The sequence below is a fragment of the Chitinophaga sp. 01L420 genome (assembly GCF_056399985.1).
Window position 1 is genome coordinate 1 of the sequence record NZ_JBFTSK010000080.1, and the last position, 16887, is coordinate 16887.

Consider the following 16887-nt stretch of genomic DNA (forward strand, 5'->3'; position numbering starts at 1 on the left):
GGGCAAATACAGTGCATTGAAGCGGATTATATCCGGAGGGGAAACCTGTACGAGTGAACTGGCCGGACGCTGGAATAATTTAGTGGATTTCTATAATATCTATGGTCCTACAGAAGCCACGATATCTGCATTAATCTATAAATACGAAACGGGGAGGTCATACCCTGCGGGGACTTTGCCGATAGGCAAACCGTTGGCCAATGTGCGGGTTTATATCCTGGACCAGGCGGGGCATCCGGTGTCTGCGGGGGTAAAAGGGGAGTTGTACATAGGAGGTGCCGGCGTCACACTGGGTTATCTGAATAACCGGGAGTTAACGGCAGAAAGGTTTGTTGCGGACCCATTTTCCGATAAGGCAGGTGCTAAAATGTACCGTACCGGTGATATGGGTAAATGGTTGCCTGATGGCAATATCCAGTACCTGGGCCGCGCAGATGAACAGGTAAAAGTTCGGGGCTACCGCATAGAGTTGGGTGAAATAGAACGTGTATTGCAGCAAAGCAACCTGGTAAAACAGGCCATTGTACATACTAAACAGGATGTTTCCGGCAACAGGCAACTGGTGGGCTATATAGTACCACCGGACACCGGCTTTGATAAAGAGCAGGTCATCCATTACTTAAGGCAATATTTACCGGATTATATGGTGCCGGCATTGTGGGTAACACTGGAGGCGCTTCCTTTAACAGCAAATGGTAAAACTGACAGGGGGAAATTACCTGAACCGGAAATCAGCACGGCCATTAACACCTATACCGCTCCGCGCAATGAGATAGAACAGGTACTTGCTACTATCTGGCAGGAGCAATTGCAGATATCACCAATAGGGATATACGATAATTTCTTTGAGCTGGGTGGTCATTCTCTATTGGCAATCAGGTTAACGACTGCCATACGTAAGCAGCTGCAAACAACGCTCTCTGTAAAAGAATTATTCAGCTATCCTTCTGTAGCTGCGCTCGCAGCTTTTATAACGCAACAGGAGAACAAGGCGGTATTGCCGGTTATCTCACTACAATCCAGGCCGGCACGTGTTCCGTTATCGTATAGCCAGGAACGTTTGTGGTTTATCCATCACCTGGAGGGCAGCGTACATTATCATATTCCATTAGTGTTGAAATTGAAGGGCGCTGTGAACCGTTCCGCTATGGAACAGGCTTTAGAAGCGATCATCGATCGGCATGAGGTATTGAGAACCGTCATCATTGAAGAAGATGGAGTCGCTTATCAGTCTGTATTGCCGGCAAACAGCTGGGCTATGGATACCATCCAGGCATATGCTGATGTGTCGTCTTTCCTGGAACGTCCGTTTGTATTATCGGCAGATCATATGTTACGCGCGGGCTGGTTGCAGGTGGCAGACGGAGATTATCTGCTGGCGTTGGTATTGCATCATATTGCGGCCGATGGATGGTCTATGCCGGTAATCATGAAAGAGCTGTCAGCGTTATATACCGCATACAATGAGGGGCACGAAGTACTGTTGCCTGCTCTTGAACTGCAATACGCTGATTATTCACTTTGGCAGCGGTCGTATGTAAGCGGCTCGGTGCTGAAACGTCAGCAGGCTTACTGGAAAAATCGTTTGAGCGGTATCACTCCGCTGGAGCTTCCACTGGATTATTCACGCCCTGCTGTTCAGGCACAGGCCGGAGGAAAAGTTCATTGTAAAATAGAAGGTAAGGTAGCGCATGACATACAGCAATACAGCCAGCAGCATGGGGTTACATTATACATGACGTTGTTGACTGTGCTGAAAGTACTCTTATATCGTTATACCGGTCAGGATGATATTTGCGTAGGCTGTGCGGTTGCCGGCCGCGGTCTTCATGAGTTTGATAACCTGGTAGGCTGCTTTGTAAACACGCTGGCATTGCGAAGCAGGGTAGATGGGGATCTGTCGTTTACGGCATTGCTGGAGCAGGTGAAAACGATGTTGCTATCGGCATATGAACATCAGGATCTGCCCTTTGAAAAAGTGGTGGAATTGGTGGTGGAAGAACGGGATCTTAGCCGTAGCCCCCTGTTTGATGTAATGTTCCAGTTACAGAACATAGGGGAAATGGAGCCGGTACACCTGAAAGATGTTAAGGTATCCGCTGAGTTCATAGAACATAAGATCACCAAATTCGACCTGACTTTTGGTGTAATGGAAACAGCAGAGGGCTTTGAACTGGAAATCGAATACAGTAAAGCCTTGTTCCGGGAAGCAACCGTACAGCGGATGGCAGCCCATTATGCGGTGTTGTTAAATGCAGTGGCAGCAGCTCCGGATCGGCAGATCAGTACATTGCCTGTACTTACGTTGCCCGAAGAACAATTGCTGTCGCAATGGACAAGTGGTCCTGTTGTAAACTACGATGCAAACAAAACTTTTGTACAGCTCTTTGAAGATCAGGTGTCGAGGTATCCGGATGCCGTGGCGGTGGTGTATGAAAACGATACAATGACCTACCGTGAACTCGATGAAAGGGCTAATCAGCTTGGCCACTATCTGCGCTCCATGGGTGTCACAACAGACAGCATGGTCGCTATCTGCTTAAATAAGGGCCTGGATATGGTCATCAGCATTCTGGGTATCTGGAAGGCCGGAGGTGCATATATACCAATAGATCCCAACTATCCGGAAGAGCGCATCCATTTTATGCTGGAAGATTCGGATGCCAAAGTAATGATCTGTCACAAACCGCTGAGCATTGCCGGCAATGCGGTTGTTATCTGCCTGGATAAACCGGATGTGCTGAAAGACCAGCCGGTTTCGTCTCCGGTACACGTGGCTGCTCCCGGCGATCTGTCTTATGTTATTTATACTTCAGGTTCCACCGGTAAGCCAAAAGGTGTGTTGGTAGAACATCGCGGGATGCTCAATCACCTGTATGCAAAAATTAATGACCTGAAGATGGATGCCAGCACGGTGATCGCTTTTACGGCTTCCTACACATTTGATATTTCGATATGGCAGATGTTTGCCGCATTGCTTTGTGGTGGTCGTACGGTTATTTATACAGATGATCTGGTATTACAGCCATTCCTGCTGATTAAGCAGGTAGAAAATGATGAAGTGAGTATAATGGAAGTGGTGCCGTCTTATCTGTCGGCTGTATTACAGGAAGAAACGGTAGGGGCATTAACCCGGCTGCGGTATTTACTGGTAACAGGCGAAGCCGTGAAGCGTTCATTACTGAAACAATGGTTCAGCCACAAAGATTATGGAAGAATTCCGGTTGTGAATGCCTATGGTCCTACTGAAGCATCTGATGATATTACCCATCATTTTATGTATGAAACACCGGCAGATAATCTGGTGCCAATCGGTAGGCCTGTACAAAATTTACACATCTATATATTGAATGATCACGGGCAATTATGTCCTGTAGGAGTAGCAGGAGAGATATGTGTATCAGGAATCGGCGTGTCACGCGGATACCTGAATCGCCCTGAGCTCACAGCGGCAAGGTTTGTAGYAGATCCTTTCCGTACTGGTGAACGGATGTATAAAACAGGAGACTCCGGCAAATGGCTGGAGGACGGCACGATCGCTTATCTGGGTCGTACCGATGAACAGGTGAAGATTCGTGGTTACCGTATTGAATTAGGGGAAATAGAGAGTGTGTTGCAATCATTTGGTCAGGTGAGCCAGTGTGCAGTTATTGCGAGAACCGATGAGCAGGGAAATAAACAACTGATAGGTTATGTAGTAGCTACAGCATTTGATAAAGATGCTGCCACCGCTTATCTGCAGCAGCAATTACCGGAATACATGGTGCCGTTATTAATGGAACTGGACGCATTACCGCTTACTGCCAATGGTAAAATTGACCGGAAAGCATTATCTGATCCCGCAATTGAGATATTATCAAAGGATGAATATGTAGCGCCGCGAAATGAAACAGAACAGCTGTTGGCTGATATCTGGAAAGGATTACTGGGGGTATCACGCGTGGGCGTACATGATAATTTCTTCTGGCTTGGTGGTGACTCTATTATTACGATCCAGATGGTGAGCCGCGCTAAACGGGCAGGATGTGAGTTACAGGTGAAGGAAGTGTTTCTTTATCCCACTGTTGCCGGGTTAAGCGCTGTAGTAGCCGCAAGAAAAGGTGCAGGCGCCATGGTCTCCGGCGAGCAGGGTATCCTGGATGGAGTTGCAGGGCTCTTGCCGATTCAACAGCATTTCTTTGAAGAAGCGCTGGAAAATACAGCCGGAATACATCATTATAACCAGCGTGTATTGCTGGCATTGGATAAAAATATTCATGCAGCATTATTGTCCGACATGCTGCAACGGTTGCAGGAGCAGCATGATGCCCTGCGCTTCGCTTATCATCAAAACGCAGGTGAATGGATACAACAATACAGTACACATTACAGCAGGCTGGTAACAGAAGATCTCCGGGATGTTCCGGTGGCAGATATGTCTTCGGCCATTACCGCCTGCTGCGAACATTATCAGCAAAGTCTGGATATTACAACCGGTGATATCATCCGCATGGTATTGATACAAACCCCGGCAGCTGCATCCCATAACCGCCTATTGATTGTTATTCATCACCTGGCGGTAGATAGTGTTTCCTGGCGTATTCTTCTGGAAGATGTCAGCCGTTTGTTGCAAAGTGCACAGGACGGCCTGCAGGCAGACCTGGGCGCTAAAAGCGCCTCCTACCGCAGCTGGTACAACGAGTTGCTGCAATACAGCAAAGGAGCACGCCTGCTATCTCAAACCCGTTATTGGGAGAAGGTGACGCAATCTGCTTTCCGTTTACCCGTAGATCGTAGTTATGATGGAATAATAAGAATGAAAGACATCAACAGCCACACTATGCGGCTGGAAACTGAACTAACCCGTCTGTTGTTACAGGATGCACCACAGGCCTATCATACAGAGATTAATGACTTATTATTGACTGCATTGGCCTGCACCTTACGCGATTGGAGTGGAGATAAGGAGGTGGTGATAGGACTTGAAGGACATGGCCGCGAAGACCTGGCTACATCCATCAATACAGATCGTACGGTGGGCTGGTTCACAGCGTTGTATCCTGTATTGTTGCACACGGACAGTCGTCATGAAAGTGAATTGATTAAAAGTGTGAAAGAACAATTGCGCGAATTGCCGGACAAAGGTATTGGCTATGGTGTGCTGAAGTATATCCATAAAATACCTGCACTTCAGCATATACAGCCCTGGGATATTGTTTTTAATTATCTGGGTCAGGTAGATACCGTTTCAGGTAACAACAATCCCTTCATCCTGGCGGGAGAATCTGCCGGAAGCAATATCAGCGGGGAACATATGGTGAGAGAGCGGCTGATGGTGAATGGTCAGGTGCAGCAGGGCTCATTGACCCTGGTATGGAGTTACAGCAGCAGGCATTATGAAGCTGCTACCATCCGGGAAGTTGCAGCCCTCTTTTATCAACACCTTATATCTTTGATCATTCATTGTGAAGGACGTGCTAAACGGGGAGTCGTACTAACCCCATCCGATTACGGATTAACTGGTCTGGTGAAATACGAACAGCTGGATAGATTTCTGGCAATAAAGGCTACTGAAAAAAGCCGGCAGCTCAGCACTATTTATCCGCTCAGTGGTTTGCAGGAAGGCATGTTGTTCCACCGGTTGTATGATGATGGCAGTAATGCTTACATCGAACAATTTACCTGCGATATAGCACTTGTTAATACCCGCTGGTTGCAGCAAAGCTGGAACCATTTGTTAAAACGTCATAGTATTCTCCGCACCGGATTCGACTACCGGTCATTAGGTTTTCCGGTGCAATGTGTATACGAGAAAGTAGAGATTCCGTTTGAGATACTGGATTACCGGGGAATGGATACTGTTGCACTGGAAGCCGCTATAGCAGATTACCTGGTAAAAGACCGGGCATTGGGCTTTGACTTTAATGCAGCGCCGCTTCTGCGTATCATCCTGTTCCGGACTGGAGAGCACCAGTATCGCATGTTGTGGAGCTTCCACCATATTTTAATGGATGGCTGGTCGTTGCCCGTAGTAATAGAAGAATTGCTGGAGAGCTATGAAGCATTATCTGAAGGCCGCGCACTGCCTGGTTTCACAGAAGACCGCTACGAAGATTACATACGTTATATCGGCAATAAAGATAAATGGAAGGAAGAAGCCTACTGGCGGGAGTATATGAAAGAGGTGGAAACAGGTAGCTTGTTGCCCTTTATAGCGGCCGGTGTAACAGACCGCACCAGGGGACGGGGTACTTATGAAGACAATAAGCTGCGCCTGGATGCCTCGCTGCATGCCGCTGTGGAAAGTTATGGGCAGCGCCACGGACTTACCATCAGTACTGTCATGCAGGGTGTATGGGCGTTTATATTACATGTGTACACCGGAAATAAAGCGGTTACCTATGGCGTTACTGTATCCGGCCGCCCCGGTGATTTACCGGATGTGGAACAAAGAGTGGGGATGTATATCAATACACTTCCTTTGCATCAGCAGGTAGATGCAGATAATGATATTGCACAATGGTTGAAAGACATACAGCAGAGCCAGATCGCCTCCCGTGAATATGAGTATACGGCTTTGGGTAAAATACAGACCTGGACAGGTGTAAACGGTGATTTGTTTGATAGCCTGCTGATATTCGAAAATTATCCGGTGAGTGAAGTGATTGCCGGCAAACAATGGAAGTTAAAGCTCTCCAATCTTGCATTAAAAGAAGAAACAAACTATCCGTTGAATATTTCTATCTCTTCTTCCAGAGAAACCAATATCACATTCAGTTATAACAAAGATTTGCTGGACGCCGGTTATATCACCCGGCTGGCCGGCCACTTCAAAGAAGTATTGCAACAGCTGGTGAACCCCGAAAAAATAAGGCTGGGCGATATTGATCTCCTTACCAGCGCGGAGCGCACGCTGCTACTGGATACATTTTCCGGGCCTATAGTACACTATCCCGAACATCTTACCGTGCTGGATGTATTTGAGGAACAGGTGTTGAAATACCCGGATGCAGTGGCCGTAAGTTATAACGGCAATACATTATCCTATCGTGAGCTGAATGAAAGGGCGAATCAGCTTGGCCACTACCTGCGCGGTATAGGTGTTACAAGAAACAGCCTGACAGCAATATGCATGGATAACGGGCTGGATATGATCGTAAGTTTCCTGGGTATCTGGAAGGCGGGCGGCGCTTATGTTCCAATAGACCCTGCCTATCCGGAAGAACGAATCAGCTATGTGCTGGAAGATATAAAGGCGAAAGTGGTGATCTGCGATAAGCCTGTTGATGGCGCCGGTAATGCTGTTATGGTTTACCTGAATGACCCCGATGTATTAAAACATCAGCCAGTAACCCCTCCGGTAAACATCACGGCTCCCGGTGATCTGGCATATATCATCTATACCTCCGGTTCTACCGGTAAGCCAAAAGGGGTGATGATTCCTCATAATGCGCTGGTAAATTTGATTTACTGCCGTACCAGGCAATTTGGTATAACAACGGATGACAGATTGCTTCAGTTTTATAGCTATGGTTTCGATGCAGGCATAGAGCCGATATACCTGGCCCTGATGAATGGAGCCACCTTGGTATTGCTTCCTGAGGAGGTGCGGTTGGATAAGCAATTATTTATACAGCTACTGGAACGGGAAGGCATCACGGACATGGACGTAACTCCGGGGTACCTGGCTACACTTACGCCTGGTAACTATGGCCGTCTGAAACGGGTGATCTCCAGCGGTGAAGCCTGTACGCCTCAATTGGCAAACGCCTGGGCGGAATATGTTGAGTTTCATAACGCTTACGGACCTACGGAAGTGACAGTTACCTCCACAGGATATTTATACACAAACAAAGATGATCACCCTGCTGATACTGTGCCCATAGGCAAACCATTTGATAATGTCCGCGCTTACATATTGAACGATAACGGGCATGTGTTGCCTGTTGGTGTTCCGGGCGAATTATACCTGGGCGGTATACAGGTGGCGAAAGGCTATCTGAATATGCCTCACCTCACAGCCGAAAAATTTGTAGCGGATACCTTCGGCGTACCATCTGCAAGAATGTATAGAACAGGAGATGTATGCAAGTGGTTGCCTGATGGCAATATTGTGTACCTGGGCAGAAAAGACGAACAGGTGAAGATTCGTGGCTACCGTATCGAATTAGGTGAAATAGAAAATGTATTGCAATCATCCGACCAGGTAAACCAGTGTACGGTAATCACCAGGGAAGATAAACAGGGGAATAAACGACTGGTAGCCTACGTAGTGCCGAAAGCCGGGTTCAGCAAGGAAGGGGTTAGTCATTATCTGAAAGAAAAGTTGCCGGCACACATGATCCCTTCTTTAATCGTAGCACTGGAAGAGCTGCCATTAACGACTAATGGAAAGGTGAATAAAAAAGCGCTTCCGGATCCTGATATCAATGAATGGATGGCGAACCGGTATGTAGCTCCCCGGAATGAAACAGAAAAAGCCCTGGCAAATATCTGTGCACAATTATTACAGGTAGAACGGGTAGGCATACACGATAATTTATTTGAACTGGGAATGAACTCCTTGCTGATTATGCGTATGGATGCTGCCGTACAGGACGAGTTCCTGTTGAAAATAGCCGTCAGAACATACTTTGAGCTGCCTACTATAGAGCTGTTGGCCGGTTATATCTCTTTCAATCAAAATAAACCATTGCATTCAGCGGAAAACGGGAAAACGATTGTGCTGTGATTATCCGCATTGCTTTAAAATTTAACTCATTAAACCATTAAAATATGTCTGAATTAAATCTGGCCCATATACTGAGATTATTGAAGGATGGAGAAGAAGCAGGTATCAATATCTCTTTTGTTGATAATGAACTACGTGTACAAACAACCGGAGAGCAGGAGATAGATGAACATTATCTGAAACAGTTAAGAGATAATAAACACCATTTAATTGCATTTTTCAAGAACCATGGACTGAAACAGGAGGGGATCGCTGAAATAAACACAATACCTTCCTATAACAGAAACGTGATCACCCGGATTCCGCTGTCATACGGCCAGGAGCGGCTATGGTTTCTCGATCGGCTCGAAGGAAGTGTACACTATCATGTTCCTGTGGTATTAAAACTGAAAGGAAAGATAGACCGGGCGGCATTACAATATGCCCTGCAGCATATTATTAACCGGCATGAAGTGCTCAGGACAGTTATCCGGGAAGAAGATGGTATTGCCTATCAGCATATCCTGCCACCGGATAACTGGCAACTGGCTGATATCAGTAAGCCGGATAATCATCAGCAGGATATGATCACCCACTTTCTTAACCAGCCTTTCGATCTTTCTGCAGATCATATGTTGCGAGCAGGATTAATGCGCCTTGGGGATGATGATCATGTGCTGGCATTGGTGATGCACCATATTGCATCTGATGGCTGGTCGGATACGGTAATCGTGAAGGAATTGGTAGAATTATATAGTGCTCATACGGAAGGCCGTGCCCCTAAACTGTCTCCATTGCCGGTACAATATGCAGACTATGCTATCTGGCAAAGAGAGTATATATCCGGGAAAGTATTGGCTGAGTTGCAACATTACTGGGAAGGGAAGTTATCCGGCCTCGAACCGCTTAATCTGCCGGCAGATTACGCCAGACCGGCTACACAAAGTACCCGCGGCGCTGTATTGGATCTCGTACTGGATCAAGGGCTAGCAGCAGCCGCCAACCGGTTAAGTCAGCAACAGGGTACTACTTTATTTATGGTCTTATTATCAGTATTAAAGGTACTACTGTACCGCTATAGCGGGCAGGAAGATATTTGTGTAGGTACACCGGTTGCAGGTCGAAGGCGTCGGGAGATTGAACCGCTGGTGGGCTTTTTTATCAATACACTGGCCATACGCAGTAACCTGGATGATAATACCACTTTCACAACTTTGTTGCAGCAGGTGAAGGACGTAGTGCTGGAAGGGTTTGATCACCAGGAGCTGCCCTTTGAAAAAGTAGTGGATGCGGTTGTAAAAGAAAGAAATAATAGTGTGCACCCACTGTTCCAGGTAATGTTTGTATTACAGAATGGAAAGAAAAGCCATCACATTACTTTGGGAGATGCATCCTTGTTTCCGGAACGGCCTGAACATCATACAGCCAAATTTGATCTCACCTTCACCATTGTGGAGGAAAGAGATAAGTTATTATTGACGGTGGAGTATTGCACAGACCTGTATAAAGAAGATACTATCCGTCAGATGGCTACCCATTATGAGCAATTACTGGCATCAGCGGTATCGGAACCGGAGGAGAAAATAGGTGTGCTTCCTATGCTTGCACCTGCAGAAGAAAGGATGTTACTGGATGTATTCAGTGGTAACGCAGCCGGATATCCGAAAAATAAAACAATTGCAGACCTGTTTGAAGAACAGGTAGCCATCCGGCCAGATGCGGTGGCTGTTGTTTATGAAGATCAGCAGTTGACCTACAGGCAATTAAATGAACGGGCTAATCAGCTTGGGCATTTGCTGCGTAGTAAAGGGGTTAAAGAAGAAACGCTGGTACCCATCTGTATAAACAGAAGCCTGGAAATGATAATAGGCATCATAGGTATTCTGAAGGCGGGGGGCGCATATGTGCCGGTAGATCCACTTTACCCTGAAGATCGTATCCGTTATATGCTGGAAGATACCCAGGCAGCTGTTGCAGTCAGCAGCTTTAGTAGCAGCGCTGTTTGCAAGGCGGTTCCTGGTATTAAAACAGTCATAGTGCTGGATACGGACCTGGAGATAATTAACGACCAGCCGGTGCATGCTGTTGAATCAATAAGAAGTGCTGATCACGCTGCCTATGTGATTTATACTTCCGGGTCCACTGGCAGACCTAAGGGTGTACTGATAGAGCATGTGAATGTGGTTCGTTTATATGAAACAGATACCCCGCTGTATGACTTCAATGAAAAGGATGTATGGAGCATGTTCCATTCTTTCTGTTTTGATTTTTCTGTTTGGGAAATGTATGGCGCATTATTTTATGGTGGTCGGTTGGTAGTGGTGCCCAGGGAAGCCACACAAGACACTACGCTGTTTGGTGAGTTATTGTTGGAGCAGAAGATAACCGTACTCAATCAAACGCCCTCTGCATTTTACGTCTTGCAGGATTATCTCACCGCGCATGCTGATACAGTGTCTGTACGATATGTAATATTTGGGGGGGAAGCGCTTAATCCGGCTAAGATAAAAACCTGGAAGGCCACTTACCCTGCCTGTCGCCTGATTAATATGTATGGCATTACAGAAACGACTGTACATGTGACCTATCAGGAATTACAGGATGCTCAACTGGAAAGCAGTACCAGCGTAATAGGAAAACCCATTCCCACCTTGTATGCTTATGTATTGAATGGCAGCAGGACGTTGGTACCGATAGGTGTTCCGGGCGAACTGTATATAGGTGGCGCCGGGCTGGCAAGAGAATACCTGAACTTACCGGTATTAAGTGCAGAGCGGTTTATTGCCAATCCTTTTATGCCAGGCGGGCGATTGTATAAAACAGGTGACCTCGCACGCTGGCTACCGGATGGAAGCCTGGAATACCTGGGCCGTATAGACTCCCAGGTAAAAATCCGTGGTTTTCGCATAGAGCTGGGTGAGATAGAGAACGTATTACAGCAAAGTGGCCTGGTAAGCGGAAGTGTAATAGCTGCCCTAACAGATATCACCGGTAATAAACGACTGGTAGGTTATGTTGTACCGAAAGGGGATTTTGATAAAGATGCGCTGCAATCGTGGCTGAAAGCTCATTTGCCGGAATATATGGTACCTGCCATATGGGTGCCGCTGGAAGAAATTCCATTGACCAGCAATGGGAAAGTTAACAAAAAATCCTTGCCTGATCCGGACCTGAACCGCATTGCACGTACCGGATTCGTGGCGCCGCGTAACGAATCGGAAGCCCGGCTGGCGACTATATGGGAGGAGTTGCTGGGAGTAGAACGGGTAGGGATATACGATAATTTCTTTGAGCTGGGAGGTGACTCTATCCGCGTAATCCGGGTAGTCAGCAAAATATCCCAGGCGTTTGACAAACAACTAAGGGTGTTTGATGTGTATCGTGCAAACACCATACAGGAACTGGCAGCCCTGCTCGATAAACAGGATGGCGATGGCGATCACCAAACAAAGATATACAATGCAGCAGCAGCAACATTGGCATCACTCAGAAATACCCTGCTGCCGCAATTACCAGACAGAGAACTGATAGAAGACATCTATCCGATGAGTGATATTGAAAGCGGAATGGTATATGCTTCTATGATGAATCCGGAAGAAGCACTTTACCATGACCAGTTGGTAGGCCGGATTCCCGCGCAGTTTGACGCTACTTTGATAGAGAAAGCATTAGGCATACTTACCAACAGGCACAGTATATTAAGAACGGCCTTCCGCCTGGGTATGGATACACATGATATGCAGGTGGTGTACAAATCAGTGGATGTAACGGTGGATTGTTTTGATATACGCCAGGCAGATAAGAAAGATCTGAAAAATATTATACAAGACTATCTTGAAGAGGAACGGAAAAAACCATTTGAGTTTGCTGTAGCCCCTTTATGGCGCGTTTCATTGTTCAGCAGACAGACTTACAGTGTAATGGTACTCCAGGTACATCACGCCATCCTCGATGGGTGGAGCGTGGCCTCACTCATCACCGAGTTATTACAGCTTTGTAAACGCCTGCTCTCTGCAGAGGAACCTGTAACGCTACTTCCACTGAAAAGTTCCTACAGGGATTTTATTCTTGAAAGCATGGCAAACAGGCAGGATAGCAGGAATAATGCTTTCTGGCAACTGGAGCTGGATGGGTACAAACGCCTGGAAATCTTTTCAAAGGAAGCAGCGTACCATACCTTCAGCCGCAGGTATGGAAGTGATTTTCTGCATCAACTGAAAGAAAAAACAAAACAGGATAATATTTCCCTGAAGGGCCTTTTCTTAGGTGCCTATCTGTTTTCATTAAATATGCTCACTTATGAAGAAGAGCTGACAATCGGGCTGGTGACCAATAACAGGCCGGTAAAAGAAGATGGAGATAAAGTGCTTGGCTGTTTTCTGAACACCATTCCCTTCCGGCTTGAGACGGATAAAAGGGAGGCCACGTGGCAGATGTATTTTGAAAATATCGAAAAAAAGCTGCTGCAGCTCAAAGAGCACGACAGGACCAGTCTTCTTGAAATTGCCAACATAACGAAAGAACCTGCTGCTGCGGGTAGGAACCCGTTTTTTGATGTCATGTTCAACTTTGTAAACTTTCACGTTTATGAAACCCTGGATAAAGATATTCAGGATGGCATCGTATTGGAAGAGGTGGATGCCAGTGCCTTCGAAGGGTACGATGTTACCAATACCTATCTCGATTGTACCGTAAGCCTGACTGCCGATGTATTTACCGTTAGCTATACACTCAGGCGAACATTAGCATCAGGTAAAACACCGGAAGAACTGGAAGTGTACTTTAACACGGTACTGATGCATTACCTGGAGCATTACAACGAACATATTGCTGAAGGCAAATTATTACCTGCCCGGGAGGAATCCCATCTGCTGAAAATGGCCGAAGGGGCGACGGTAGATTGTCCGCAGCAAAAGACATTGGTGAGCCTGTTTGAAGATCAGGTATTACAAACACCGGACGCTATTGCGGTCATGTATGAAGACACTGCATTAACTTACCGGGAACTGGATGAACGCAGCAATCAGTTAGGTCACTACCTGAGAAAACAGGGTGTAAGGGCGGATAAACTGGTACCTGTTTGTATAGACCGTTCACTGGATATGATAGTGGCTTTGCTGGGCATCTTGAAAGCCGGTGGTGCTTATGTGCCGATAGATCCAACCTATCCGGCAGCACGCATCAGCTTCATACTGAAAGATACTGCAGCAGATATATTGTTATGTCATTCAATAAATGCCTCCAGGATAGAAGGGCTGGTGGATAACGTACGGGTGTTGACGTTAGACCGTGATGCATCGCTCATCAGTGAGGAATCTGTATATGCGGTCAATGCTGATCTCCATCCGGATAACCTGGCTTATGTGATCTATACTTCCGGCTCCACAGGAATGCCGAAAGGTGTAATGAATGCGCATAGCGGTATTGTAAACCGTTTATTGTGGGGACAGGATTATTTCGGATTAAATGCCAGCGATGTTGTTTTACAAAAAACAACCTTCTGTTTTGATATTTCTATATGGGAGTTGTTCTGGCCATTGTCAACAGGAGCGAGGCTTGTATTTGCGCAGCCGGGAGGAGAGAAGGATGGTGAATATATACGCCGCACGGTAGAGCGCTATGGTGTAACCACCATCCATTTTGTACCCACCATGTTACAGATTTTTACCGAGGGCCTGACAGCCGGTGCCTGCCCCGGACTACGTCGGGTGCTTTGTAGCGGGGAAGCATTACAGGCCGGTCATATCAGGAGCTACCAGGATAAACTGACTGCACCGTTGTATAACCTGTATGGACCTACGGAGACTGCCATTGAAGTGAGCTACTGGCCTGCCACACCAGGAACATCGGTACCGGAAGTAGTGCCGATAGGTCGCCCGGTAGCCAATACAAGATTGTATATCCTGGATGCTTCCGGCAATCTGGCTCCTGCGGGCGTTCCCGGAGAACTGTACATTGGCGGCATACAGGTAGCACGCGGCTATCTGAATAGGGAGGATCTGACTGTACAACGATTTGTGAGCAGTCCTTTCCGTGCCAACGAACGGATGTACCGAACCGGTGATCTTGTCCGCTGGTTACCGGATACCAACATAGAATATCTGGGTCGTATTGATGAACAGGTAAAGATCCGTGGCTATCGTATAGAACTGGGTGAAATAGAAAGTGTATTGCAACAGAGTGGGCTGGTAAAACAGGTAGTGGTACTCGCAAAGGCTGACAGTACGAACAATAAACAATTGGTGGCTTACATCGTACCTGAACCGGTATTTAGCAGGGAGCAGGCAGTAAAATATCTTGGACAGCGTTTGCCGGAATATATGGTGCCTGCACTATGGGTAACTTTGGAGGCGTTACCGGTAACCGCTAACGGTAAAGTAGATAAGAAAAATCTACCTGATCCGGAGATAAATGTTGTTACGGCTGAATATGTAGCGCCACGCAACGAAACGGAACAGTTACTGGCCGAGATCTGGCAGCAGTTGTTGGGAGTATCACGTATAGGTATATACGATAACTTTTTTGAACTGGGAGGGCATTCCCTTTCAGGAATGCGTATAGTGGCGGCTTTGCGCCAACGGGAAAATATTAAGCTGTCTATAAGGGATTTATTCACTCATGCTGATATTGCAGGTTTAGCCGGGTTTATCCGCACAAACGGCATTGGCTCCGGGTTGCCAGCCATCACTGCATCGGTACGGCCGGAAAGGATTCCGCTTTCGTACAGCCAGGAGCGCCTGTGGTTTATCGATCAGTTGGATGGTAGTATACAATATCATATTCCGGCCATACTGCGCCTGAAAGGCAGCCTGGATCAGAAAGCTTTGGCGGATGCACTCACTGCTATTGTAAACCGTCATGAAATATTACGCACCATTATCCGATCGGAAGAGGGTAAGCCCTATCAACAGGTGTTGGATACCGGCTTGTGGCAATTACAAATCATAACAGATCATCCGTACAACGATTTACAGGAATATATTCACGCATTGATAGCGACACCATTTGATCTTTCTGCAGATCATATGCTGCGGGCGCATTTATTTGTGTTGAATGAAGCTGAATATATACTGGTCATTACGCTGCATCATATTGCTGCAGATGCCTGGTCCGCCAGTATCATCGTACAGGAACTGGTGGAGCTGTACAGTGCCCGCACTGGTGAGCGTGTGCCGGTATTACCGGTGTTGCCATTACAGTATGCCGACTATGCTATCTGGCAACGTACTCATTTATCAGGTGCAGTATCCGACAGAAAACTGGATTACTGGCAGGATAAACTGTCGGGCGTGAGTACACTGCAACTGCCTGTAGATTATCCGCGTCAGCTGTCACAGCAGCGTGAAGGGGCACAGGTAAGCTTTACAGTGGATACTGGCCTGAGGGATGAGCTGAAGCTACTGTCGCAAAAGCAGGGTATATCTTTGTTTATGACGATGCTGGCAGCATTCAAAGTATTGTTGTACCGTTATACTCATCAAACAGACATCTGCGTAGGTACTTCTACGGGTTCCCGCTCACACCCTGAGCTGGAAGGGCTGATAGGTTTCTTTGTCAATACGCTTGCATTGCGCAGTGACCTGAGCAATAATCCTTCCTTTGTATCTCTGTTACAACAGGTGAAAACCACCACACTGGACGCTTATGAGCATCAGGATGCCCCGTTTGAAAAGATCGTGGAAACAGTGGTAAAAGACAGGGATGCCAGCAGAAGCCCGCTGTTCCAGGTGATGTTTGTAATGCAGAATACACCGGATGTTCCTGAGTTGCGCTTAGGGGAAATTGTTTTGTCCACAGAAAGTTCCGGAACTGAAGCCGCAAGATTTGATATTACCTTTTTTGTAGAAGAACGGGCAGGAGGGTTGGAAGTAAGCATTGTATACCGTAGCCAACTATTCAGTGAAGACCGTATCCGCCGTATGGCAGGCCATTATGTGCAGTTGTTGCAGGGAGTGGTGAACAACCCGCTACAACAGATCAATTATTTGCCCCTGTTAACATCGGAAGAAAGACAGTTACTGCCGGCACTCACAGAAAAAACGGTGCCTTATGCCCCAGATCAAACGATCGTGGATATGTTTGCGACAGTGGTAGCCCGTACCCCGCAGGCCACTGCACTGGTGTTTGAAGGCCAGGCTATGAGTTACGAGGAACTGGATGCACGTGCTACCCGGTTGGCGGTTCATCTCCGCAAAAAC

General features: G+C 46.9%; 2 protein-coding genes. Both read left to right on the forward strand.

Features of this window, described 5'->3' with window-relative positions:
- Positions 1-16 precede the first annotated feature (16 nt).
- On the forward strand, positions 17-8710 hold the full coding sequence (locus AC1DP6_RS35295) for an amino acid adenylation domain-containing protein (protein ID WP_477059103.1): 8694 nt from the start codon (positions 17-19) through the stop codon (positions 8708-8710).
- A 44-nt stretch (positions 8711-8754) separates the two neighbouring features.
- Positions 8755-16887 (forward strand): amino acid adenylation domain-containing protein (locus tag AC1DP6_RS35300; RefSeq protein ID WP_477059104.1); only part of this gene is annotated, 8133 nt, incomplete at its 3' end.